We start from the raw sequence: 23,828 nt of genomic DNA, 5'->3' as shown, positions 1-23,828 counted from the left end.
TATGCCGTTCGCCCCGCCGGCCCTGGTGGTCGGCCGCGCCTGAACGCCTCTGCGAGGGTCAGCTGAGCTTCTGGGGGTTTTCGTGGGCGAGGAGCCATTCCTTGACCGGGACGCCGTAGTAGTAGCCGCCGTATCCGCCCGTACTGGGCAGGACGCGGTGGCAGGGGACGAACGGCGCGATGAGGTTCTGGGCGCAGGCGGAGCCGGCGGCGCGGGCCGCGGTACGCGGAAGGCCGGCGGCCTCGGCGAGCTGGGCGTACGACACCGTCGTGCCCGCGCGGACCTCGCGCAGCGCCTCGTGCAGGCGCTTGCGGGTGGCGGAGCCGGGCTGCGAGACCGGTACGGCGTCCAGGGCGTCGAGGTCACCCTCGAAGTAGGCCCGTACGGCCTCGGCGGGGGCCCCGAGGTCGTCCACCGCCTCCAGGCCCTCCGACTGGAGAGCGGGCGTGAGGCGGGCGAACATCTCCGTGGGGTCGGCGGTGAAGCCGGCTGCGACGAGGACGCCCTCGCGGGTGAGCAGCGACAGCGAGCCGATCGGCGTCGGCAGGACCTGAGCGGTGATCATGAAGAGCTCCAAAGATGCAGGGCGGCGTAGGCCCGCCAGGGCCGCCACCGTTCGATGTGGTCGTGCGGGATGCCCAGGGCGGCCATGCGCTTGTTGAGCACGAGGTCGCCCGTGGGCCAGGCGTCGGGGTCGCGCAGGGCGCGCAGCGCGATGTAGCTGGCGGTCCACGGGCCGATGCCGGGGACCTTCAGCAGCTCGGTCACGGACTCGGCCGGGTCCTGGCCGCCGTCGAGGTCGATGTCGCCGTCCGCGACCCGGCCGGCCAGGTCCGCGAGGGCGGCGATCCTGCGGTTGGTCAAGCCGAGGCCGGTCAGGTCGGCGTCGCGCAGCTCGGCGGCCGTGGGGAAGAGCGGGCCGCCGGTCCTGGCGACGATCCGGCCGAGCAGCGTACGGGCCCCGGCCACCGAGATCTGCTGGCCGACCACCGCGCGTACGGCCAGCTCGAAGCCGTCGAACGTGCCCGGCACCCGCAGCCCGGGACGTGCCTCGACGAGCGGGGCCAGCGAGGTCTGCCCGAGCGCCGCCGCGATCGCCTCGGGGTCGGCGTCCAGGTCGAGCAGGCGGCGGCAGCGGGCCACCACGCGGGCGAGCTGCCGGGTGTCGGCCACCGCCACGTCGAGCGCGACGTGGTCCCGCTGCGGCGTGAGCGTGATCGTCCCGCCCGGCACGACCCTGGAGTACGAGGCCGGCCCCGCGACTTCGAGCCCGGGAATGGCACGCGAGGCGAGGAATCCGAAGACGCCCGCCACGTCGTACGGTTCGCGGCGGTGCAGCCGCAGCCGGAGCGTGACCGGCCCGGCCACGTCCGGCTCGGGCGGCGCGGCCCGCCGTCCGGACGTGGCGCGCAGCTCGCTGGGCGTGAAGCCGTACGTCTCCCGCATCGTGGCGTTGAACTGCCGCACGCTCCCGAATCCGGCGGCGAACGCCACCTCGGTGACCGGCAGCCCGGTCTCCGTCAGGAGCTGTTTGGCCAGCAGCAACCGCTTGGTCCGGGCCACGGCCAGCGGCCCGACGCCCAGCTCGGCCACGAACAGCCGGTGCAGGTGGCGTTCGGTGATGTGCAGCCGCCGGGCCAGCCCGGCCACGCCCTGCTCGTCGGCGGCGCCGTCGTCGATCAGCCGCAGGGCCCGGCCGACGAGGTCGCCGCGCAGGTCCCAGCCGGGGTCGCCGGGCGACAACTCGGGACGGCAGCGCTTGCACGGCCGGAACCCCGCCGCCTCCGCCGAGGCCGCGTGCCGATAGAAGCGCACGTTTCTGGAGGAGGGCGTACGCGCCGGGCAGATCGGGCGGCAGTAGATACGTGTCGTCGTCACCGCGGTGTAGAAGCGCCCGTCGAACCGGGAGTCCCTGGCGGAGACCGCCCGGTAACAGGAGTCGAAGTCGAGCTCTAGGGGTGACATGCCTCCGAGACTATGCGCGGGCGGCGAATGGTGACCGGCGGAAATCGGACCTCACCGTGAAAACGCAGGTCAGCAGGTCAGTACGGGTGACCAGCGGTATTCGGACCTGATCGGCGGAGGGCTGAGAAGTGGACAGGGAGCCAGCTCGCCGCCATGATCACCGCACCCAGCCAGAGCGGCGCGCGCAGCCCCCACAACTCGCCGGCGATCCCGGCCAGCAGTCCGCCGAGGCCGAGCGCGCCCGTCAGCAGCAGCCGCATCGTGGCCGTTATCCGGCCGAGCAGGTGGTCCGGCGTGACGCGCTGCCGCAGGCTCACCAGCAACACGTTGTTCACCCCGGTCCGGAACGTCAACACGAACCACGCCGCCGCCGCGGCCCACAACCAAGGCCCGCCGTCGAGGAACGGGATCACCAGCGCGGCCGGGGCGGTGACCACGCTGACCACCCACACCGCGCGGCCCGTGCCGAACCGCCGTCCGAGCAGGTGGGCGAACGACGACCCGGCGAGCACGCCGAGCCCGCCCATCGCCAGGTACGCCCCGAGCACCCACTCCGGATACCCCAGCTGCCCCACGATGAGCACGGGCAGCAGGACCGAGCAGAGCGGGAACGCCAGGTTCGCCATCGCGCCCTGTACCAGCGCCGCGACCAGCACCCGGTTGCCGAGGATGAAGCGCACGCCGGCCGCGATCCGCTCCCGCAGGGACTCGGCGCCGTCCGCCGAGCCGTCCTCGGGCAGGGCCGGCTCGGGGACGCCGCGCAGCCAGAGGGCCGACCACAGGTAGCTCAGCGCGTCCAGCAGGACCGCCACCGGCGCGCCGGCGACCTGGGCCAGCACCCCGGCCAGGCTGCGCCCGGCGACGTCCATGCCCGCGCCCGTGCCGACGAGCAGCGAGTTGGCCGACGTCAGCCGCTCGCGCCCGACCAGCCCCGGCACGATGCTCATCGAGGCGACGTCGAACAGCAGCGACCCGGCTCCCACGAGCACCGTCACCACGTAGAGCTGCGCCATGGACAACACCCCGGCCCACCACGCCACGGGCACCGACAACAACGCCACCGCCCGCCCGGCGTCCATCACGATCATCAGGCGCCGCCGCCGGACGCGGTCCACCCACGCCCCGGCCGGCAGCCCGAGGACGAGGGCCGTGAGCGTGGCGAGCGCCGCGAGCAGCCCGACCTCGCCCGCGCCCGCCCCGAGGGCGGTCACGGCGAGCAGGGGGATCGCGACGTAGCTGATCTGGCTGCCGAGCTGGCTGACCAGGCCGGCGACGAACAGGTTGCGGAACGCACGAAGCCGCAGAAGCGGTGTTTCCACCAAGGTTGCTGACATGTCGGCCAGGATGCTGAAATGTCGTTCAATGCCGCTATCGATTAAGTGACACGCAAATCCAATGACCCTCGACCTGACGTTCACCGCCCACGACATCGCCAACACCCGCTTCGCCGTCTCCCCGCTCGGCGAGGTCGTGGCCAGCGTGCGCGTGGTGAAGAACCCGGCGGCGCACCCGCTCCTGCGCCCCTGGGCCGACCAGGTACGCCGCCGCCTCCAGGACGTGGACTGGTGCCTGCTGTCCGACCTGGTCCCGGTGCCCACCATCTCGATCGCGGGCTTCACCTGTACGCCGCCCTCGACGTCCATGCCGGACCTGGAGTTGGAACTCGCCACGATGCGGGGCGCGGCCGCACGGGTCCGCTCGGACCTGGAGCACACCGGCGGTCCCCGGACGAAACGGGTGCAGGCCCTCTACGACGATCCGGAACAGGGCCTCCAACGCCTGGCCGCCGAGGTGGCGGCCTACTGGGAGGCGGCGATGGCGCCGTACTGGCCGCGGATCAGGTCGCTGCTGGAGGGCGAGATCCTGTACCGGGCGCGGCTGCTGGCCGAGGGCGGCGCCCAGCGCATGCTGGCCGACCTCGACGAGGCCGTCACCTGGGATGACGGCACACTGCGGCTGAGACACCTCTACCTCTCCGGCCGCCGGTCGCTGAGGGGGCTCGGGCTGCTGCTGGTGCCGTGTGTGTTCGCCTCGCCGCGGGTCTTCTCGGTGACGACGCCGCCGTACCAGCCGACCGTGCGTTACGCGCCGCGCGGCATCGCGACGCTGTGGGAGCGCCGCGAGGTGGACCCGCCCGAGGCGCTCGCCGCGGTACTCGGCCGGACGCGCGCCCGGCTGCTGGCCGAGCTCGACCAGCCGGCCTCGACGCGCGACCTCGCCCAGCGCGCCGGGCTCTCCGAGCCCGGCGTCAACCAGCACCTGACCGCGCTGCGCAAGGCCGGCCTGTGCACCGCGCACCGCACCGGCCGGTACGTGCTCTACGCCCGTACGGCGGTCGCCGAGACGCTGCTCTACTTGGAGGAGACGCCCACCCCCAGGTCGAACTCCCGGTAGACACGCGCCCAGAACCCGTCACGCAGCCAGACCCGGGCCTCCGGGTAGGGCCGCAGCGAGTGCCCGAGCTCCTTCTCCGCCTCGATCAGCAGCTCGGTGTCGATCACCGTCGGCAGGATCGGACCCGGCAGCAGGTCGCGGATGTTGTCGCGGCCACGGGTGAGTATCCACTTCTGGGCGACGTGCTCGCCGACGTCCTCCACGCGCGGACGGCTCGGGCCGAGCTTGGCGACCTGGCCGGGCTTGGCGTGCGGCTTGACCGGCGCGCGCCCGGCGAACACCTGGGCGGGTGAGGGAGCGGCGGCGGGTGGGGTGACCGGAACGGGTTGCGGAGCGCGACTGAAAAAGGGCCTCAGGAAATCAGCGGAGATCACTTCCACGGTGTCCGACTCCCACACCAGGCGCTCGGCCTGGTTGGTGCCGTAAGGGGGCTCGACGCCCCACAGGTGGATGCGCACGCCGTACGCCTGCGCCGCCTCGACCGCCGGGACCATGTCCTCATCGCCCGCCAGCAGGATCGTGTCGGTCACCGCGTGATGCCTGGCCAGTGCCTCCAGGTCGCTCCTGATCTGCGCGTCGACGCCCTTCTGCTGGCCGCGGGCGTTGAGGTTGCCGAGCCGCACCTTGACCCAGGGGAGCTGGGCGATGACACGCTGATCGACGGTGGGCACACGGTCGCGGGCTGCGTCATACCAATAGATCCGCAGAAGTTCGCCGGAAATACGTTCCTCTGCATGTTTCTGTAGACTCTGGATGAGCTCATCGGCGGCCACCCGATATTCCTTGCGTTCCTTCGCGCCGAGCAGCACCTCACCTGCCGCAGCGTAGAGATAACCGACATCCACTAGGACGGCGTACTTGGCTGCCACAGGATGCGGCATGAGGTCTGGGATGGCCATGTCGTCCTCCAGGCCGCGGTGTTAGTTGATCGGCTGACTATATACGCCTACTTTCTCTAGATAGTCCCAACTCCCGGGGAACTTGACACCCGATTCCCGGGATCTATCTAGGGTAGTGCGCTCATCCGCCAAGCCGACTTCCCCGGCAGGCCAGGGTTACGCATACCTCTGGCGGGGTTTCGCCATGTTTGTCTACGAGGCCTGTCGGGTTCGGCGTACGAGCTGCGCCGTGCGGCGAGCACGGCCACCACGGCCGCGATCTCCTCGGGCGTGGCCTCGCCGCGGACTATACGCAGGTGGTCGCTCATAGAGGAATGTTCCCATGCTTCTTCGGCGGCAGCGAGGCCCTCTTGTTACGAAGGGCACGAAGAGCTCTGATGACTTGAGGCCGGGTTTCGGACGGCCGAATCACCGAGTCCACATACCCGCGTTCGGCCGCGATGTACGGATTGGCCAATGTGTCCTCGTACTCGGTGACGAGCCGGGCGCGCTCGGCGTCGGGGTCGCCGGAGCCGGCCAGTTCGCGCCGGTAGAGGATGTTGACCGCGCCCTGCGCGCCCATGACCGCGATCTGGGCGGTGGGCCAGGCCAGGTTGACGTCCGCGCCGAGGTGCTTGGACCCCATGACGTCGTACGCACCGCCGTACGCCTTGCGGGTGATGACCGTGACCAGCGGGACCGTGGCCTCGGCGTAGGCGTACAGGAGCTTGGCGCCGCGGCGGATGATTCCGTTCCATTCCTGATCGGTCCCGGGAAGGAAACCCGGTACATCAACAAAAGTCAGGATCGGAATATTAAAAGCATCACATGTTCGAATAAATCTTGCGGCCTTCTCGGAGGCGTCGATATCCAGGCATCCGGCGAAATGCATCGGCTGGTTGGCGACGACCCCGACCGGCTGGCCGTCCACGCGGCCGTAGCCGACCACGATGTTGGGCGCGAACAGCGCGTGGACCTCCAGGAACTCCCCGTCGTCGAGCACGTGCTCGATCACCTGGCGCATGTCGTACGGCTGGTTGGGGGAGTCGGGGATGACCTCGTCCAGGGCGGGGTCGGACTCCAGGTCGTCGGCGGCGGCGAAGGCCGGGGCCTCGTCCAGGTTGTTCGAGGGCAGGTAGGACAGCAGCGCCTTGACGTAGTCGAGGGCGTCCTCCTCGTCGGCGGCCTGGTAGTGGGCCACGCCCGACTTGGTGTTGTGCGCGTGGGCGCCGCCCAGCTCCTCGAACGTCACCTCCTCGCCGGTCACCGTCTTGATCACGTCGGGGCCGGTGATGAACATGTGGGACGTCTGATCCACCATGATGACGAAGTCGGTCAGGGCGGGCGAGTAGACGTGACCGCCGGCGGCGGCGCCCATGATCAGCGAGATCTGCGGGATCACGCCCGAGGCGTGCACGTTCCGCTTGAAGATCTCCGCGTAGAGGCCGAGCGCGACCACGCCCTCCTGGATGCGCGCGCCGCCGCCCTCGTTGATGCCGATGATCGGGCAGCCGGTCTTGAGCGCCAGGTCGAGGACCTTGACGATCTTCTCGCCGTACACCTCGCCGAGCGAGCCGCCGAAGACCGTCACGTCCTGGGAGAACACGCACACCTGCCGGCCGTCGATCGTGCCGTGGCCGGTGATCACGCCGTCGCCGTACGGCCGCCGATTCTCCAGCCCGAACATCGTGGACCGATGGCGGGCGAACTCGTCGAACTCCGTGAACGAGCCCTCGTCGAGCAGCGCGAGCACCCGCTCGCGCGCGGTCATCTTGCCCTTGGCGTGCTGTTTGTCCACCGCCGACGCCGATCCGGCGTGTACGGCCTCGTCGAGCCTTCGCTCCAGGTCGGCGATCTTGCCCGCGGTGGTGTGGATGTCCGGCAATTCCGGCATGTGGTCGGCGGGTGCGCTCATGCGCGTTAGGCTAGCCCGTCCTCCTAGAGTGGATCCATGACGGATGCGGTTCGCTCCCACGGCCTCTACAAACGCTACGGCGCCCAGGTCGCGGTGGCCGGGGTCGACCTCGTGGTCCCCGCGGGCAGCTTCGCGGGTCTGGTCGGTCCCAACGGGGCCGGCAAGACGACCACGCTGAGCATGATCACGGGCCTGCTGCGGCCCGACGGCGGCCAGGCCGCGATCGACGGGTTCGACGTCTGGCGCGACCCCGTCGCCGTCAAGGCGCGCATCGGCGTGCTGCCCGAGGGGCTGCGCCTGTTCGAACGGCTGTCGGGCCGCGAGCTGCTGCTCTACAACGGCCGGCTGCGCGGCATCCCCAAGGCCGACGTCGAGCAGCGCGCGGGCGAACTGCTCGCCGTGATGGACCTGACCGAGGCCGCCGACAAGCTCGTCGTCGACTACTCCACCGGCATGCGCAAGAAGATCGGGCTGGCCGCGGCGCTGCTGCACAACCCGTCCGTGCTCTTCCTCGACGAGCCGTTCGAGGGGGTCGACCCGGTCAGCTCCAACATCCTCACCGACGTGCTCCGGCGGTTCACCGCCTCCGGCTCGACCGTCATCTTCTCCAGCCACGTCATGGACCTCGTCGAGCGGTTGTGCGACTGGGTGTCGGTGATGAGCGGCGGCCACATCGTCGCCCAGGGGCCGCTGGAGCAGGTGCGCGGCGGGTCCAGCCTGAACGAGGCGTTCATGCGGCTGGTCGGCGGCTCCCGCGCCGACGGCGAGGCGGGCCTGACCTGGCTCGGCGCCAAGCACGGCGACCAGCCCCAGGCCACCGCCACCCCCCAGGACACGCCGTGAGTGCCGAGGGCACTGCCGGTCCCGCGGCGGTGACGGGGTCGCCGGTGGCCACGGCGGCGCTCTTCGCGCGGCTCAAGTTGCGCCTGCTCGCCGGCAACCTGCGCGGCGACGTGCAGCGCAAGCTCGGCTTCGTGTTCACCCTGCTCGCCGCGGCCGGGCTGGCCGTGGTGGGGTTCCTGCTGATGAGCCTGCTGCGGCTGGCTCCTTCTGACGTCGCCGCCGAGCTGGTGATCGTCGCGTTCGCGCTCTTCCTGGTGAGCTGGATGATCGTGCCGTTGCTGGCGTTCGGCCTCGACGACACGCTCGACCCGGCGCGGTTGTCGTTGTTCCCGCTGCGTACGCGCGAGCTGGCCGTCGGGCTGTTCACCGCCTCCGCGACCGGCGCGTGGCCGCTGGCCATGCTCGTCATCACGGCCGGCGCGCTGGTCGGGCTGCCCACGAACCTCGGGGGCGTGCTGCTCGGCGTGCCCGCGGTGCTGCTGCAGTTCGCGTTGTGCGTGGTGACCTCGCGGCTGATCACCACCTCGCTGTCCGGCGCCCTGCGCAGCCGGCGCGGACGTGACGTGCTGGCCGTGGCCGCCCTGTTCGTGGTGCTGCTGGCGCAGCTTCCCAACCTGCTGATGAACCGCGGCATCGGCGACCCCGCCGCCATGCTCCACCGGCTGGCCGGCGTCCTGCGGTGGACGCCGCCCGGCATGGCCGCGCACGCCATGGCCGACGGCGGCCTGGTGGCCGTGGCGGAGCTGGCCGCGGTCGCCGTGCTCGTCGTCGTGCTCGGCTGGTTGTGGATCAAGGCGCTCGGCAGGGCCCTGGTCTCGCCGGACGCCTCCACGCAGGCGGCCTCCGTACGCCGGGAGCGCGGTCTGGTCGACCGGCTCCTGCCCGACGGTCCGCTGGCCGCCGTGGTGACCAAGGAGCTGAAGTACATCAGGCGGGAGCCCAGGTTCCGCGTGGGCTGGTTCTCCTCGGTCGTGGTGACCGTGATCCTGGCGTTCTCGCTGAACAACAGCACCGAGGGGCAAGGAGGGCCGGCGCTGCCGGTGATGATCACCGGCCTCGGCGCGCTGATGATCTCCCTGCAGTCGGGCAACGCGTTCGGCATCGACGGGCGTTCCCTGTGGATGAACGCCATGGCCTTCGGCTCGGAGGAGGACCTGCGCCGTGACCTGGCGGGCCGCCACCTGGCCAACTGCCTGGTCGCCGCGCCGCTGCTGCTGCTCGTGGCGGTCGTCGCGGCGCTGCTCACCGGCAGTCCGCAGGCGATCGCGCCGGCGTTCCTGACCGGGCTGGGCGCGCTCGGCGTCGGGCTCGGGGTCGGGTCGGTGACCAGCGTGACGATCCCGTACACGATGCCCGAGCGGATGAACGCCTTCAGCGGCGCCGCGCCCGGCCAGGGCGGCCAGGCGTTCGCCTCGTCGATGGGCGCGATGCTCGGGATCGTGCTGATGTCGCTCCCGATCGTGGTGCCGATGGTGTTCGGGTTGTTGTGGGTGTCGGTGCTCGCGCCCTTCTACGGCCTGCTGATCGAGGTGCTCGGCAGACGCCTGGCCGGCAAGATCGGTTTCCCCCGCCTCCCCGAGGTGCTGGCCGCCGTGTCGAAGGCCAGCTGAGCAGTGGTCTAGTCCAATGGGCGAGACCGCCCTGCAGTCGCCGAAACCGAGTCGATACCCTTCGAAGCATGATTGACCAGGGGCTCGAGCGTCGTAGTGCCGCCGTGACCGAGATGCCTGACGAGCTGCGCCACGACGTGCGCATGCTCGGCAAGCTGCTCGGTGAGGTGATCGCCGAACAGGGTGGCGAAGACCTGCTGGCCGACGTCGAACGGTTGCGCAAAGCCGTCATCGCGGCGCGCAGAAACGAGATTTCCGCTGACGAGATCACCGAGATGGTCGCCGGATGGGAGATCGAGCGGGCGGTCGCCGTCGCCCGCGCGTTCACCTGCTACTTCCACCTGGCGAACCTGGCCGAGGAGCACTACCGCATCCGTACGCTGCGCGAACGCGACGCCGAGGGGAGGGTGCAGCGGGAGTCGCTGGCGCAGGCCGTCCACGAGCTCGGGAACGAGCGTGTGAGCGAGTTGTTGCAGGGCCTTGAGCTGCACCCGGTGCTGACCGCGCACCCCACCGAGGCACGCAGGCGCGCGGTCGTCACCGCGATCCAGCGGGTCAGCGGCCAGCTCACCGAGTACAACGCTCCCGGGCGCGGCGCGTCCGAGCGCGCCGAGAGCAGGCGCCGCCTGCTGGAGGAGATCGACCTGCTGTGGCGCACGGCCCAGCTCCGCTCCACCAAGCTCGACCCGCTCGACGAGGTGCGTACGGCGATGGCCGCCTTCGACGAGACGCTGTTCCGCATGGTGCCCCAGGTCTACCGTTCGCTCGACGCGGCGCTCGACGCGGGCACCGGCACCCGTCCTCCGCTGGCCAGGCCCTTCATCCGTTACGGGAGCTGGATCGGCGGCGACCGCGACGGCAACCCCAACGTCACCGCCAAGGTCACCCGCGAGACCATCCAGATCCAGTCCGGGCACGTGCTGACCGCCCTGGAGACGGCCTGCACCCGCATCGCCCGTACGCTCACCGCCTCCGCCCAGTTCTCGCCCTGCTCGGCGGAGCTGAAGGGCGCGCTGGCCGCGGCCGTGGACGCGCATCCCGAGCTGGTCTCCGAGCTGGCCACCCGGTCGCCGCGCGAGCCTCACCGCCAGTGGCTGCTGTACGTGGCCGCGCGCATCGCCGCCACCCGCCGCCGTGACCTCGACCTGGCCTATCGCGCTCCGGCCGAGCTGCTGTCCGAGCTGCGGCTGGTGCAGGATTCGCTGGCGGCCAGCACGCCGCGGCAGGCGTACGGGGAGCTGCAGCACCTCGTCTGGCAGGTCGAGACGTTCGGCTTCCACCTGGCCGAGCTGGAGGTGCGCCAGCACTCGCAGGTGCACGCGGCGGCGCTGGAGGAGATCAGGGCCGGCGGCGAGCTGTCGGAGCGTACCGAGGAGGTGCTGGCCACGATCCGGGTGATCGCCTGGATCCAGGAGCGGTTCGGCGTCACGGCCTGCTCCCGTTACGTGGTCTCCTTCACCCGTTCGGCCGACGACATCGCGGCCGTCTACGAGCTCGGCGGCCACGCCCTGGGCGACCGGGCGCCGGTGCTCGACGTGGTGCCGCTGTTCGAGTCGGGCCAGGACCTGGCGAACTCGCCCGGCGTGCTGACCGGCATGCTGGACATCCCGCAGATCCAGGAGCGCCTGGCCACGACGGGCCGCCGCATGGAGATCATGCTCGGCTACTCCGACTCGGCCAAGGAGCTGGGCCCGGCGGCCGCCACCCTCCGCCTCTACGAGGCGCAGGAGGAGCTGACCGTGTGGGCGCACGAGCACGACGTGAAGCTGCGCATGTTCCACGGCCGCGCGGGCGAGCTCGGCCGCGGCGGCGGCCCGGCCAACCGGGCGGTGCTGGCGCAGGCGCCGGGCTCGGTCGCGGGCCGCTTCAAGGTCACCGAGCAGGGCGAGGTCATCTTCGCTCGATACGGGCACATCGCCATCGCCCGCCGCCACCTGGAACAGGTCACGAACGCCGTGCTGCTGGCCTCCTCGCCGACGGTCGGCGCGCGTACGGCGGCCGCCGCCGAGCGGTTCCGGGGCCTGGCCGAGCAGGTCGCCACGGCTTCGGAGGAGGCGTACCGCGCGCTGACCGAGGCGCCCGGCTTCCCGGAGTGGTTCGCGCTGGTCAGCCCGCTTGAGGAGATCGGCTCCCTGCGGCTCGGCTCCCGCCCGCCCGCCCGCGGCCTGGGCGCGCCGCGTTCGCTGGACGACCTGCGGGCCATCCCGTGGGTGTTCGCCTGGGCACAGACCCGCGTCAACCTGCCCGGCTGGTACGGCCTCGGCACCGGCCTGGCCGCCGTCGGCTCCCTCGACGAGCTGCGCGCGGCGTACGCCGAGTGGCCGCTGTTCAACGCGATGCTGGACAACGCCGAGATGTCGCTGGCCAAGACCGACCGTTCGATCGCGAAGCGGTACCTCGCGCTCGGCGGCCGCGACGACTTCGCCCGGCAGGTGCTGGAGGAGTACGACCGCACGCGCGACCTGGTGTTGCGCGTGACCGGGCACACGCGGCTGCTGGAGAACCGCAAGGTGCTCTCGCGGGCCGTGCAGCTGCGCGACCCGTACGTGGACGCGCTGTCCCACCTGCAGTTGAGGGCCCTGCGCGCGATGCGTACGGAGGACCTGTCGGAGCAGGAGCGGGAGCGGCTGTCCACGCTGCTGCTGCTGTCGGTCAACGGCGTGGCCGCCGGCCTGCAGAACACCGGCTGAGCACACGCGGACGGCCCGGCGATGGGCCGGGCCGTCCGCGTGGGTGTTGATCAGCGCAGGCTGTCGAAGAAGGCCGCGATGTCGGAGGTGAGCGCCTCCGTGGCGGTGTGCGCCGTGTAGTGGCCGCGGGCCGGGGCGGGCAGGGTCCGCCACGAGACGATGCCGTGGTGGTCGCGCTCGGCGAAGCGGCGGATCGACTTGAAGTCGCCCTCGGACATGGCCAGCGCGGTCGGGGTGGTCGTCGGCTCCGCCGGCTGCTCCATACGGGCGTTCTCCCAGTACAGCCGCAGGGCCGAGCCCGCCGTGCCGGTGAACCAGTGGATCGAGGCGTTGGTCAGCACGAAGTCGTCGTCCAGGTCCTCGTCGAAGAGCTGGGCCAGCCAGCCCACGAGCCCGGCGGGGGAGTCGGCGAGGGCGTGCGCGAGCGTCTGCGGCTGCTGCGACTGCAGGACGTTGAACGCGCCCTTCTCCTTCCAGAACCAGTCGAGCACGGCCAGCCCGGCCTGGTCCTCCTCGCTCAGGCCGGCGAACTCGGCCGGGTCGCCGGAGGGGAAGGAGTAGAGCTGGGTGACGTGCACGCCCACGACGTGCTCGGCGTCGATCCTGCCCAGCTCGGGGGAGATCATCGAGCCGGCGTCGTTGCCGGCCGCGCCGTAGCGCTCGTAGCCGAGGCGGGCCATCAGCTCGGCCCACGCCTGCGCGATGCGCCGGTTGTTCCAGCCGAGCTCCTTGGTCGGGCCGGAGAAGCCGTAGCCGGGCAGCGACGGGATGACCAGGTGGAAGTGGCGCGACAGCGGCTCGATGGCGTCGAGGTACTCGGCGATCGTGCCGGGCCAGCCGTGGGTGAGGATCAGCGGCAGGGCGTCGGGGTTGTCGGAGCGTACGTGGAAGAAATGGATGTTCTGGCCGTCGATCTCCGTCGTGAACTGCGGGTACGCGTTGAGCCTGGCCTCCTGGGCCCGCCAGTCGAAGCCGGAGCGCCAGTGGGCGACCAGGCGCTTGACCCGCTCGACGCTGACGCCCTGGTCGGCGCCGGCGATCTCGTCGGCGAACCGGGTCAGCGCGAGCCGGGCCTGAAGGTCGAGGAGGTCGGCCTGGGAGATCTCGATGCGGAACGGGCGGATGCTCATGAGGGGTCCTCTCGACAGATGCGGAACGGCTTGTTCTGTTCCAACTATAGCAGAACGGAACGCTTCATTCCACAAGAGCGACAGTGGGCCACAAGAGAGGTCCAAGTGACTTACAAGCACTCGTGATCAAGATGGAGGCTTTGACGAGCGCAGAAAGGGACCCCCCTCATGAAAAGGACAGCCTTGTTGCTGGGCACGGTGATGCTCGGCAGCCTGCTGGCCGCTCCTCCAGCCCTGGCCGCCGCCCCGGCCGCAGCTCCGGCCGCAGCTCCGGCCGCTGTATCGGCCGCCGCACCGGCCACCTCGGTGACCCGCGTCAAGGCCGGACCGGCCACCTGGTCGGGCGAGTGCCCCACGACCGTGGCCTTCTCCGCCACCCTGGCCGCCAAGGGCAAGGGCACCGTGCGCTACCGCTGGGTACGCGGTGACGGCAGCAAGAGCGCCATCAGGAGCTTCCGCGTCGCCGGCGCGCGCAAGGTCGTCGTGAGGGACCGCCAGACGTTCGACCGCGACACGACCGGCTGGCAGGCCGTGGAGATCCTCGGCAAGCGGGGCCTGTCCGCCAAGGCCCGCTTCCGCGTCTCCTGCGAGGGCTCCCCGCGCCGGTACGACGTGGTCAACCCGCTGCCCGCCCAGCCGGACCGGCCGCTGGTGGCCGCCGCGAGCGTGCAGGCGAGCCCGCCGCGCTACGACGGCCGCTGCCCGACCGGCGTGACGTTCACCGCGACCATCCAGGTGTCGCGCACCCCGGCCAAGGTCGGCTACCGGTGGATCGACAGCGCCACGGGCGAGGGCCCGGTGGAGTGGGCGTACTTCGCCGCCGACGGGCCGAGGAGCAGGCAGGTCACGCTGCCGCTGTCCGTGGGCACCTCCACCGCCGGGTGGAAGTCCGTACGGATTCTCAACCCGGGCGGGCACGACTCCGGGCGGGCCTCGTACGAGGTGACCTGCGGGACGACGCCGTCGCCGCAGCCCACCGCGACGCCCACCAGGACGCCCACCAACTCGCCGTCGCCGACGCCCACGACGTCCTCCACCCCCAAGCCCACCACGACGTCCGAGCCTCCGGCGCAGCAGCCGCAGGCGGCGACCACCTGCGTGACGCCCGGCGACTACGAGGGCTACTGCGACGAGCCCATCGCCTACCAGGCCACCGGCCGCATCACCCTTCCGGCGGGCCCGGCGGCCAGTGTCGGCTACTGGTGGACCCTCGACGGCGCCGAGTGGCTACACCAGACCGTCAGCTTCCCGGCCGGCACCCAGCCCAGGTCGCAGGACGTCACCGCCGCCTGGAGCTTCGACCAGGCGAAGAACGGCTCGCACAAGCTGGCCCTGACCACCCAGCCCGGCGCGGCCCAGGCCGCCGAGCGCACGTTCGCCCTCTCCTGCACGACCGACCCCGACCCGGCCAAGCTGGCCATCCCCTACGTCCTGACGCCCGTCTACCGGGGCGACTGCACGCAGTCCATCGGCCTGAGGGTGGACGCCCGGATCACCACCGACCGCGACGCCGACGTCCGGTACCGCGTCGTCGTGGACGGCAAGCCCGGCCCGGTCAGGACGCAGGACGCCAAGCCCGGCAGGGCCCAGTCGATCGGCGACCTGTTCTACATCTCCCCGAAGGCCACCGGAAGCGGAGTGATCCGCCTTGAGGTGCTGAACCACAACAAGCCGGTCAAGGAGAAGCCGTACACCGTGACCTGCGTGCCGGTGGACCCGGCGCCGGGCACGGTGCGGATCAGCGAGTTCCGGCCGGTCCACTACTTCGGCGACTGCGCCGAGGCGCCGTACGTGACCGCCTTCGGCGCCTTCCGCGCCGCGCCGGACACCGAGATCACCTGGCGCTGGGTCATCGACGGCAAGCCGACCGAGCCGGTCACGTACAAGACCAACAGTGGCGGCCTCCTCCAGGTGCAGGCCTTCTACTGGCACCGGGACACGAAGACCTCCGGCGTGGTCCGGCTTGAGGTGCTGAACCACAACAAGCCATCCGCCGAAGGCGAGTACCCGGTGACCTGCGAATAGCGCTCACAAGGCAGATCCAACCGGGACACAAGCCGCCTTGATCATCCTGGGGTTCCATCATCGCGAGGAGGAACCCCAGGATGAGATGGACAACCTTGCTGCTCGGCGCGGTACTGCTCGGCGGCCTGCCCGCCGTCGCCGGGGCGGCGTCCGCCGCGGTCGCGGCGGCGGACGCGCCGCAGGTGGTGATCGACGGACTCACCCCCGGCAGCTACTCGGGCACGTGCGCCGCGCCCGTCACCTACAACGCCGCCGGCCGCGTCGTGCTCCCGCCCGGCCCGGCCGCCGACGTGGCCTACTCCTGGCAGCTCGACGACAAGGAGGTACGCGGCGCGACGCTCTCCTTCCCCGAGAGCACCCAGCCCAGGTCGCAGGCCGTCTCCGCCACCTGGAACTACGGCACCTCCAACGCCGGCGCCCACCGCGTCCGGCTCGTCGCCCAGGGCGCCACGGCCGAGCAGGGCTTCAACTTCACCTGCGGCCCCGCCGCGCCCCCGGCGTACGTGACCTTCCACGACATGCTGACGCCGCTGTTCCGCGGCGAGTGCAACGTGGCCGTCGGCCTCAGGGCGGAGGCCACGGTCGTCGCCGACCGCGACACCGAGATCCAGTACCGCGTGGTCGTGGACGGCGTGCCGGGCTGGCCGAGGTCCCAGCAGGTCAACGCGGGCGTCAAGACCCACATCGGCGACTTCTGGTACAGCTCCGCACAGGCCGGCGGCAGCGGAAGCATCCGCATCGAGGTGCTGAACCACAACAAGCCGGTCAAGGAGGAGGCGTACAACCGGGTGTGCCGGGCGGTGCCGTCCCCGGTCCCCTACGTACGGATCAGCGCGCTCACCCCGATGGCCTACTACGGGAGCTGCGACGAGGCCCCCTACCTGACGGCGTACGGCACCTTCCGCGCCCCGGCGGGCACGCAGGTCAGCTACCGCTGGCTGATGAACGGCGTGCCGCTGGAGAGCAACATGCTGACCGTGCCCCAGAGCGGCATGCTCCAGGTGCAGCCCGCCTGGTGGCGCCAGCAGAGCAAGCAGTCGGGGAACCTCACGCTTGAGGTGCTGAACAACGACAGGCCCACGCTGACGGTCACCCAGCCTGTGAACTGCCAGTGACGGCTAGACCGTGACACGCTCCTGCCCGGCGTAGACGTTGCAGCGCTCGCCGCGCAGGAACCCCACCAGAGTCATCCCGAACTCCCTGGCCAGATCGACGGCCAGGGACGAGGGCGCCGACACCGCGCAGACCGCCGGGATGCCCGCGGCCAGCGCCTTCTGCATGATCTCGTAGCTGGCCCGGCCGCTGACCATGAGCACGTGCTCGGCCAGCGGCAGCCGTTCCGCCAGCGCGGCCCAGCCGACCAGCTTGTCGACCGCGTTGTGCCGGCCGACGTCCTCGCGCAGGGCCAGCAGCGTGCCCGTCGCCGAGAACAGGCCCGCCGCGTGCAGCCCGCCGGTCTTGCCGAACACGCCCTGGGCCTCGCGCAACGTGCCGGGCAGGCCGTACAGCACCTCGGGGGTCAGCCGGAGCAGGCCGCCGGGGATCGGCTTGCAGCGGTCGTGCAGCGCGTCGAGCCCGGCCGCGCCGCAGACGCCGCACGCGCTGGAGGTGAGGAAGTGCCGGTCGAGCGCGGGCAGGTCGGGCACCGGGCCGTGCAGGCGGACGGTGACGGTGTTGTAGCGGGCCTCGGGCGGCAGGTCCTCGTCCGCGCAGTAGGCGATGGCCGCGATGTCCTCCGGCCCGGCCCGGCCCTCGCCGCACAGGAACCCGGCGGCCAGCTCGAAGTCGTGCCCCGGCGTGCGCATGGTGATGGCGACCGTCTTGCGGGTGCCGCCGGCCCCGATGAGCCGGATCTCCAGCGGCTCCTCCGTGGCCAGGTCGTCGCGCCGGTCGCGGACGCCGGAGCCGGCCAGCTCCCTGATGCGGACGCGGGTGGTGGGCCCGGGACGCGCCTTCACAGCGGCCGCACGGTGACGAGGGCGTTGTAGTCGGGGATGCGCGCCTGCGGCGAGCGGCGGGCCTCGTCGAGCAGCACGTTGCCCTCCGGCCAGTGGATCTGCAGGTTGCCCGGCATCAGCGGGGCACGCAGCACCTTGCCCTGGTAGGAGCGCTCGCCGGCGCGCAGCTCGACCGGGGCGCCGTCGGCCAGGCCGGCCCGGTCGGCGTCGTACGGGCTCATCAGCACGGCCTCGCGCGCCGCGCCGTTGAAGCCGTCGAGCCGCTCGTGGACCATGCTGTTGAACTGCTTGCCGCGCCTGGTCGCGACCATGAACGTGCCGTCGGGGCGCTCCAGGGCGGGCGGTTCGACCACGGAGAAGACGGCCAGCCCGTCGGGGGTCTGGAAGCGGCCGTCGGAGAAGAGGTGGCGGCCGCCGTACTGGACGTTGTCCCCGAACTTCCGCAACCCGGAGATGCCCTGGTAGAACGGCACGACCTGCTCGATCTCCGCACGGATCTGCGGAGTGCCGGTGAACCGGACGTGGTCTGCGATCTCGGGACGAGTGCGGGCGGCCAGCTCGGAGAAGATCTTCCACTCCGGCCACGCCTCGCCGATGCGCGGGCCCTCGACCTCGGGCGAGAAGATGATCCGCCGCTCGGTGGAGGTCTCGGTCACGCCGCCGACCATCTCGTAGCGCGTCTGCGCGGGCAGCAGCAGCACGTCGCCCTCGCCCGGCACCAGCATCTGCGAGGACAACACGATGTCGATGTGCACCCGCAGCCCCAGCCTGGACAGGGCCTCGCGGCAGTAGGCCGGGTCGGGCAGCACCTCCAGGAAGTTGCCGCCGGAGGAGACGAGCGCGTCGAGCTCGCCGCGGTGGGCCGCGTCGATCATGTCCGTGGCGGTCAGACCGGGCGAGTCGGGCACCGGGAATCCCCACAGGTCAGTGAACTTCGCGGCGTTCGCGGACGTGATCGGCAGGCCGCCGGGGTAACCGGTCGCGTACGCGCCCATCTCGGCCCCGCCCTGGACCCCGCTGTGCCCCCTGATCGGCATCAGTCCGCACTTGTCCCGCCCGAGGAAGCCGCGGGCGAGCGCCAGGTTGACGATCGCCCGGACGTTGTCCTCGCCGTAGGAGTGCTGGGTGATGCCCATCGACCAGACCAGCACCGCCGAGCGCGCCTCGCCGAGCAGCTTGGCCAGGCGGAACATCTGGTCCTTCGTGGCTCCCGACAGTGCTTCGAGCTCGGCCCACGTCTGGCTCGCGACCGCCTTGCGCGCCTCCTCGAAGCCGGACGTCCGCTCGGCCACGAACGTCTCGTCCACCCAGTCGTTCTCGATCAGGTGCTTGAGCACGCCGTTGAGGAAGCCGATGTCGCCGCCGACGTTCACGCCGAAGAACTCGTCGGTGATCTTCGTGCCGAACAGCGCGGACTCGGCGTTGGAGGGCACCCAGTACTTGTCCATGCCCGGCTCGCGGTAGGCGTTGACCATGGCGATCCGGGTGCCGGCCTTCTTGGCGTGGTAGAGGTACTTCATCGCGACCGGCTGGTTGTTCGACGGGTTCGAGCCGATGAAGACGATCAGGTCGGAGCCGATCCAGTCGGTGTAGGAGCAGGTCGTGGCCGCCGCGCCGATGGTCTGCTTCAGCGCGACCGTCGAGGGCGAGTGGCAGATGCGCGCGGCGTTGTCGACGTTGTTCGTGCCGAGCGCGCGCACCGCCTTCTGGGCCGCGTAGTAGTTCTCGTTGGGCACCCCGCGGCTGGTCAGGTACGTGCCGGACCGCGCGCCGCGCAGCCGGTCGGCCGCCAGCCGCAGCGCCTCGTCCCAGGTGACGCGGGTGAAGCCGGGCTCGCCCGCGCGCCGCAACATCGGGTACGGCAGCCGTCCCAGCTCCCGCAGCTCCGCGCTCTTCCGCCCGGCCAGCGCCGAGACGTCACCCAGCAGCGACACGTCGAGCGCGGGCATGGTGTTGAGCGGCAGCAGTCGCAACCTGATGTTGCACAGGTGGATCTCGTCCATCGTCCAGTCGCGCATGCCGTGCGTGCCGAGCGCGCAGCCGTCGCAGGTGCCCTGGTTGAGAATCCGCCAGGCGTAACGCCTGTTCCCCTTGACCGACCTGAACGCCTTCCACAGCTCCAGGTAGTTGTTCGGCTTGCGCAACCCGAGGCCGAAAGGCCGCCACGATGCCCAGTTGCGAGGGTCAGGACGTCTGCTCATCCCCCCATCTTTACCCCTTACGCGGACTTCGAGACAGCCGGTGCGGCGCGATGACCACGGCGGAAGTTCGGCCAAGATGGGGGGATGGCCCACTCGCGCTACTCCGACCTCGACCGTCCTCCGCTCTCGGAGGCCGCGCTCAACCGCGCGCTCGTCCGCCCGGGAGCCCTCTGGACCGGCGTCACCGTCGTAGACTCCACCGGCTCGACGAACGCCGACCTGGCCGCCGCCGCCCTCGCCGGGGCCGAGCAGGGGCGGGTGCTGGTGGCCGAGTCGCAGGTCGCCGGCCGGGGCCGGCTCGACCGCGCCTGGACGGCGCCGCCGCGGTCGGGGCTGACGTTCTCCGTCCTGCTCAGGCCCACGGCGCCGGTCGCCACCCAGGGGTGGCTGCCGCTGCTCTACGGCGTGGCCGCCGCCTCGGCCGTACGCCGCCTGGCCGAGGTGGACGTACGTCTCAAGTGGCCCAACGACCTGCTGATCGGCGAGCGCAAGCTGGCCGGCGTGCTGGCCGAGCGGGTCGATGACTCCGTCGTCATCGGCATGGGGCTCAACGTCTCGCTCCGCGCGGACGAGGCGCCGGTCGAGACGGCCACGTCCCTGGCCATCGAGGAGGCCGCCTGCCTCGACCGCGACCCGCTGCTGCGGGCCGTGCTGCGCGAGGTCGAGAGCCACTACCGCGAGTGGGAGGCGACGGGCGGCGACGCCGAGGCCGCCGGGCTGCGCGCCGCCTACCTCGCCGCCAGCGCCACGGTCGGCCGCGACGTCCGCGTCGAGCTGCCGGGTGACCACGTGCTGACCGGGCGGGCGACCGGCGTCGACGCCTCCGGCCACCTCCAGGTGGAGTCCGGCGGCGAGCGCTACACGCTGGGCGCGGGAGACGTCGTGCACGTACGGGCCGCCGGATAAGTCACCGGCGTAGCCGCTTGGCGGCGTTGGTGGGAGCATGTGCGGCATGACCCTTCCCGACCACCATCTGACGCAGGGTGAGCGGCGCGTCCGATCCTTCCATCCCCATTGGAAGCGCCTTGTCGGCCCGTTCTTCGCGCTGATCCTCATCGCCGCGGCAGCGGGTGCGGCCCTGTACTTCTTCCCCGCCACGTGGGGGGAGAGCGTCTCCTTCTACGGCAGGATCGTCGTCGTCGTCCTCGCTCTGATCCTGCTGACGATCTTCACGCTCGTGCCGTACCTGCAGTGGAAGAACACCGGTTACGTCCTGACGACCCACCGGTTCACGATCAGCATGGGCGTGCTCAACAAGTCCACGGACGAGATCCCGATGGCCAAGGTCAACACCGTCAGCTCCGACCAGACGTTCCTGGAGCGCCTGCTCGGCTGCGGCACGCTGACCGTCGAGTCCGCGGGCGAGCGGGGTCAGATCGTGTTGCGCGACATCCCGAGGATCCAGGACGTCCGCATGGACCTGTTCAAGCTGGTCGAGGACGCGTCCGACGGGGAGATCGACGGCCACTGAGGGTGGCGTAGCCTGCTGATCGTGAACGCCTCCGAACCGCGCGGCAGACCGACGGCCGAGCAGATCGAGCGCACGCTCGTGGGCATGCCGGCCCGCTACACGCGCGAGCAGGTCTCGGCCGAGGCCGGCGTGTCGCGGGAGCTGGCCGAGCGCATCTGGCGGGCCCTCGGCTTCGCCCAGCTCGCCGACGACGCGGTGGCGTTCAGCGACGCCGACGTGGCCGCGCTGCGCCGGGTGCGCGGGATGCTCGACGGCGGCCTGCTCGACGAGCAGACCGTCATCCGCATGGCCCGCGCGCTCGGCCAGACCACCGCCAGGCTGGCCCAGTGGCAGGCCGAGATCGTGATCGGCACGATGTTGCCCGACCCGCCCGCCGACGCCGACCTGACCGGCGTCCTCGACACGGCCAAGGCCCTCCTGCCCGACTTCGAGCACCTGCTGATCCACGTCTGGCGGGCCCAGCTCGCCGCGGCGGGCACCCGCCTGCTGGCGGTCGCCGACGACCGGGCCGACCGGGTGCCGGGCCGCGTGTCGATCGCCGTCGGCTTCGCCGACCTGGTCTCCTTCACCCGGCGCTCGCGCGAGCTGGACGAACGGGGGCTGGCCGCGCTGGTCGAGGGCTTCGAGTCGCGGGCCGCCGACGTGGTGGCCGCGCACGGCGCGCGGCTGGTCAAGACGCTCGGCGACGAGGTGCTGTTCACCGCGCCCGCCCCGGCCCAGGCCGCGGCGATCGCGCTCGACCTCGCCGAGAGCCTGGAGCTGCGCATCGGCATGGCGTACGGGCCCGTCGTGCCCATGATGGGCGACGTGTTCGGCACCACCGTCAACCTGGCCGCCCGGCTCACGGCCATCGCCCGTCCCGGGACGATCGTGGTCGATTCGGAACTGGCCGAGGGCCTGGGCGAAGGCGCCGAGGGGGTCTCGGTGCACAAGATCAGGAGGCGGCCGGCAAGAGGGCTCGGCGTGGTCCAGCCCTATGTCTTGCGGAGATCAACCTCCTGACACAAGATGGCTGCCATGCCGTACGAAGTGCAGGGCGTCGTCGCCCGCGGTAAGGGTCAGGAAGTTTCACTGGAGACGGTGGTCGTGCCGGACCCCGGGCCGGGCGAGGCGGTGGTCAATGTGCAGGCCTGCGGGGTCTGCCACACCGACCTGCACTATCGCGAGGGCGGGATCAACGACGACTTCCCGTTCCTGCTGGGCCACGAGGCGGCGGGCACGGTCGAGGCGGTCGGCGAGGGCGTGACCGGGCTGGAGCCCGGCGACTTCGTGATCCTCAACTGGCGCGCGGTGTGCGGCCAGTGCCGCGCCTGCCTGCGCGGCCGGCCCTGGTACTGCTTCGCCACCCACAACGCCCGCCAGAAGATGACGCTCAAGGACGGCACCGAGCTGTCGCCCGCGCTCGGCATCGGCGCCTTCCTGGAGAAGACGCTGGTGGCCGCCGGACAGTGCACCAAGGTGTCGGCCGAGGCGCCCGCCCAGGTCGCGGGCCTGCTGGGCTGCGGCGTGATGGCCGGCATCGGCGCGGCGATCAACACCGGCGGCGTGACGCGCGGCGACAGCGTGGCCGTGATCGGCTGCGGCGGCGTCGGCGACGCGGCGGTCCTGGGGGCGTCGCTGGCCGGGGCGGCCCGGATCATCGCCGTCGACGTGGACGACCGGAAGCTGGAGTGGGCCCGCGGCTTCGGCGCGACGCACACGGTCAACTCGCGCGAGAACGACCCGGTCGAGGCGATCCGCGACCTGACCGGCGGGTTCGGCGCGGACGTGGTGATCGAGGCGGTCGGCCGGCCGGAGACGTACGAGCAGGCGTTCTACGCCCGCGACCTGGCCGGCACGGTGGTCCTGGTCGGCGTGCCGACGCCGGAGATGCGCCTGGAGCTGCCGCTGATCGACGTGTTCGGCCGCGGCGGCGCGCTGAAGTCCTCCTGGTACGGCGACTGCCTGCCCTCCCGCGACTTCCCGATGCTGATCGACCTGTTCCTGCAGAACCGGTTGCCGCTGGACAAGTTCGTCTCCGAGACGATCGGGCTCGACCAGGTCGAGGAGGCGTTCGCCAAGATGCACCGCGGCGAGGTGCTGCGCTCGGTGGTGATCCTCTAGATGATCGACCGCGTCATCACCTCCGGGACGTTCTCGCTCGACGGCGGCACCTGGGAGGTCGACAACAACGTCTGGCTGATCGGCGACGCGCGGGTGGTCGTGGTCGTCGACGCCGCCCACGACGCCGAGGCCATCGCCGAACGGGCGGGCGGGCGCCGGGTCAAGGCCATCGTGTGCACCCACGCCCACAACGACCACATCAACGCCGCGGCCCGGCTGGCCGAGCTGACCGGCGCGCCGATCCGGCTCCACCCGGCCGACCAGGTGCTCTGGGAGCAGGTGTACGGCCCCGAGGTGGCGTACACGCCGCTGGCCGACGGCGAGAAGATCTCCGTGGGCGGGGTGGCGCTGGAGGTGCTGCACACGCCGGGTCATTCGCCGGGCGCGGTCTGCCTGCACGCCGCCGACCAGGGCGTGTTGTTCAGCGGCGACACGCTGTTCAAGGGCGGGCCGGGCGCGACGGGCCGGTCGTACTCGTCGTTCGAGACGATCATCGAGTCGATCGCGGAGCGGCTGCTGTCCCTGCCGCCCGAGACGGTCGTCCACACCGGCCACGGCGACTCCACGTCCATCGGGGCCGAGGCGCCGCACCTGGGGGACTGGCTGGCACGAGGCCACTGACCTGCGGGGTCAGGCGAATGTGAC

General features: G+C 71.4%; 20 protein-coding genes. 11 read left to right on the top strand and 9 right to left on the bottom strand.

The features are described 5' to 3' along the window. Positions 1 to 58: 58 nt before the first annotated feature. From DMB42_RS09215 to DMB42_RS09205, 3 genes are all read right to left on the bottom strand, one after another. Positions 59 to 565, bottom strand: a complete 507-nt coding sequence (locus DMB42_RS09215; RefSeq protein ID WP_125632513.1) for a methylated-DNA--[protein]-cysteine S-methyltransferase — start codon at positions 563 to 565, stop codon at positions 59 to 61. Beyond that, on the bottom strand, positions 562 to 1,965 hold the full coding sequence (locus tag DMB42_RS09210; protein WP_125632511.1) for an AlkA N-terminal domain-containing protein: 1,404 nt from the start codon (positions 1,963 to 1,965) through the stop codon (positions 562 to 564). Before DMB42_RS09210 ends, DMB42_RS09215 begins: the two co-directional genes overlap by 4 nt. 77 nt (positions 1,966 to 2,042) lie before the next feature. After that, entirely contained in the window at positions 2,043 to 3,299 is a 1,257-nt protein-coding gene (locus tag DMB42_RS09205) for an MFS transporter (protein ID WP_125632509.1), read from the bottom strand. Positions 3,300 to 3,360: 61 nt separating this feature from the next. Between DMB42_RS09205 and DMB42_RS09200 the strand changes: the two genes are divergently transcribed. Then, a complete protein-coding gene (locus DMB42_RS09200) occupies positions 3,361 to 4,359 on the top strand; it encodes a DUF5937 family protein (RefSeq protein ID WP_125632507.1) in 999 nt (332 codons plus the stop codon). On the opposite strand, the gene DMB42_RS09195 is transcribed toward DMB42_RS09200, so the two are convergent. The 3 genes from DMB42_RS09195 to DMB42_RS09185 form a co-directional block, all read right to left on the bottom strand. Next, on the bottom strand, positions 4,317 to 5,258 hold the full coding sequence (locus DMB42_RS09195; protein ID WP_125632505.1) for an NYN domain-containing protein: 942 nt from the start codon (positions 5,256 to 5,258) through the stop codon (positions 4,317 to 4,319). The genes DMB42_RS09200 and DMB42_RS09195 overlap by 43 nt on opposite strands. Before the next feature lie 107 nt (positions 5,259 to 5,365). Further along, positions 5,366 to 5,566 (bottom strand): acyl-CoA carboxylase subunit epsilon, encoded by a 201-nt coding sequence (locus tag DMB42_RS09190; RefSeq protein WP_125632503.1) that lies wholly within the window; start codon positions 5,564 to 5,566, stop codon positions 5,366 to 5,368. Beyond that, entirely contained in the window at positions 5,563 to 7,152 is a 1,590-nt protein-coding gene (locus DMB42_RS09185) for an acyl-CoA carboxylase subunit beta (RefSeq protein WP_221762055.1), read from the bottom strand. Before DMB42_RS09185 ends, DMB42_RS09190 begins: the two co-directional genes overlap by 4 nt. Positions 7,153 to 7,188: 36 nt before the next feature. Here DMB42_RS09185 and DMB42_RS09180 point away from each other — a divergent pair, with 36 nt between their 5' ends. From DMB42_RS09180 to DMB42_RS09170, 3 genes are all read left to right on the top strand, one after another. Beyond that, positions 7,189 to 7,995 carry an ABC transporter ATP-binding protein gene (locus DMB42_RS09180; protein ID WP_125632501.1) on the top strand — a complete coding sequence of 269 codons (807 nt, stop codon included), beginning with the start codon at positions 7,189 to 7,191 and terminating at the stop codon, positions 7,993 to 7,995. Next, positions 7,992 to 9,605, top strand: a complete 1,614-nt coding sequence (locus DMB42_RS09175) for a hypothetical protein (RefSeq protein ID WP_260477576.1) — start codon at positions 7,992 to 7,994, stop codon at positions 9,603 to 9,605. Before DMB42_RS09180 ends, DMB42_RS09175 begins: the two co-directional genes overlap by 4 nt. Before the next feature lie 68 nt (positions 9,606 to 9,673). Then, positions 9,674 to 12,295, top strand: a complete 2,622-nt coding sequence (locus tag DMB42_RS09170) for a phosphoenolpyruvate carboxylase (protein ID WP_125632499.1) — start codon at positions 9,674 to 9,676, stop codon at positions 12,293 to 12,295. Between the two features lie 50 nt (positions 12,296 to 12,345). Here DMB42_RS09170 and DMB42_RS09165 read toward each other — a convergent pair whose 3' ends face one another. Then, positions 12,346 to 13,425 (bottom strand): epoxide hydrolase family protein, encoded by a 1,080-nt coding sequence (locus tag DMB42_RS09165; RefSeq protein WP_125632497.1) that lies wholly within the window; start codon positions 13,423 to 13,425, stop codon positions 12,346 to 12,348. A 168-nt stretch (positions 13,426 to 13,593) separates the two neighbouring features. On the opposite strand from DMB42_RS09165, the gene DMB42_RS09155 reads away from it, so the two are divergent. Both DMB42_RS09155 and DMB42_RS09150 read left to right on the top strand, forming a co-directional pair. Further along, the gene (locus tag DMB42_RS09155) at positions 13,594 to 15,450 is read left to right on the top strand and encodes a hypothetical protein (protein ID WP_185844537.1); all 1,857 of its coding nucleotides are present in this window, start codon (positions 13,594 to 13,596) and stop codon (positions 15,448 to 15,450) included. Between the two features lie 80 nt (positions 15,451 to 15,530). After that, positions 15,531 to 16,565 (top strand): hypothetical protein, encoded by a 1,035-nt coding sequence (locus DMB42_RS09150; RefSeq protein ID WP_125632491.1) that lies wholly within the window; start codon positions 15,531 to 15,533, stop codon positions 16,563 to 16,565. Between the two features lie 3 nt (positions 16,566 to 16,568). Here the strand turns inward: DMB42_RS09150 and fdhD are convergent, their stop codons facing one another. Both fdhD and DMB42_RS09140 read right to left on the bottom strand, forming a co-directional pair. Then, positions 16,569 to 17,408 (bottom strand): formate dehydrogenase accessory sulfurtransferase FdhD, encoded by an 840-nt coding sequence (gene fdhD / locus DMB42_RS09145; RefSeq protein ID WP_125632489.1) that lies wholly within the window; start codon positions 17,406 to 17,408, stop codon positions 16,569 to 16,571. Next, complete coding sequence (locus DMB42_RS09140; protein ID WP_125632487.1) at positions 17,405 to 19,609, bottom strand: FdhF/YdeP family oxidoreductase; 2,205 nt, start codon at positions 19,607 to 19,609, stop codon at positions 17,405 to 17,407. The genes fdhD and DMB42_RS09140 overlap by 4 nt, the downstream gene beginning before the upstream one ends. Before the next feature lie 84 nt (positions 19,610 to 19,693). Between DMB42_RS09140 and DMB42_RS09135 the strand changes: the two genes are divergently transcribed. Genes DMB42_RS09135 through DMB42_RS53060 form a run of 5 tightly spaced genes read left to right on the top strand, consistent with a single transcriptional unit; the run spans position 19,694 to position 23,804 of the window. Beyond that, positions 19,694 to 20,515 carry a biotin--[acetyl-CoA-carboxylase] ligase gene (locus DMB42_RS09135; RefSeq protein WP_125632485.1) on the top strand — a complete coding sequence of 274 codons (822 nt, stop codon included), beginning with the start codon at positions 19,694 to 19,696 and terminating at the stop codon, positions 20,513 to 20,515. Between the two features lie 46 nt (positions 20,516 to 20,561). Further along, positions 20,562 to 21,080 (top strand): PH domain-containing protein, encoded by a 519-nt coding sequence (locus DMB42_RS09130; protein ID WP_125632483.1) that lies wholly within the window; start codon positions 20,562 to 20,564, stop codon positions 21,078 to 21,080. A 21-nt stretch (positions 21,081 to 21,101) separates the two neighbouring features. After that, positions 21,102 to 22,082, top strand: a complete 981-nt coding sequence (locus tag DMB42_RS09125; protein ID WP_379478650.1) for an adenylate/guanylate cyclase domain-containing protein — start codon at positions 21,102 to 21,104, stop codon at positions 22,080 to 22,082. 15 nt (positions 22,083 to 22,097) lie between these two features. After that, positions 22,098 to 23,183, top strand: coding sequence for an S-(hydroxymethyl)mycothiol dehydrogenase (locus tag DMB42_RS53065; protein ID WP_185844536.1), 1,086 nt, complete (start codon positions 22,098 to 22,100; stop codon positions 23,181 to 23,183). Beyond that, on the top strand, positions 23,184 to 23,804 hold the full coding sequence (locus DMB42_RS53060; RefSeq protein ID WP_185844535.1) for an MBL fold metallo-hydrolase: 621 nt from the start codon (positions 23,184 to 23,186) through the stop codon (positions 23,802 to 23,804). The last annotated feature ends 24 nt before the right edge of the window (positions 23,805 to 23,828 follow it).

The sequence above is a fragment of the Nonomuraea sp. WAC 01424 genome (genome assembly GCF_003947315.1).
GTDB lineage: Bacteria > Actinomycetota > Actinomycetes > Streptosporangiales > Streptosporangiaceae > Nonomuraea > Nonomuraea spiralis.
This window is presented reverse-complemented; position numbering and strand designations above follow the sequence as displayed.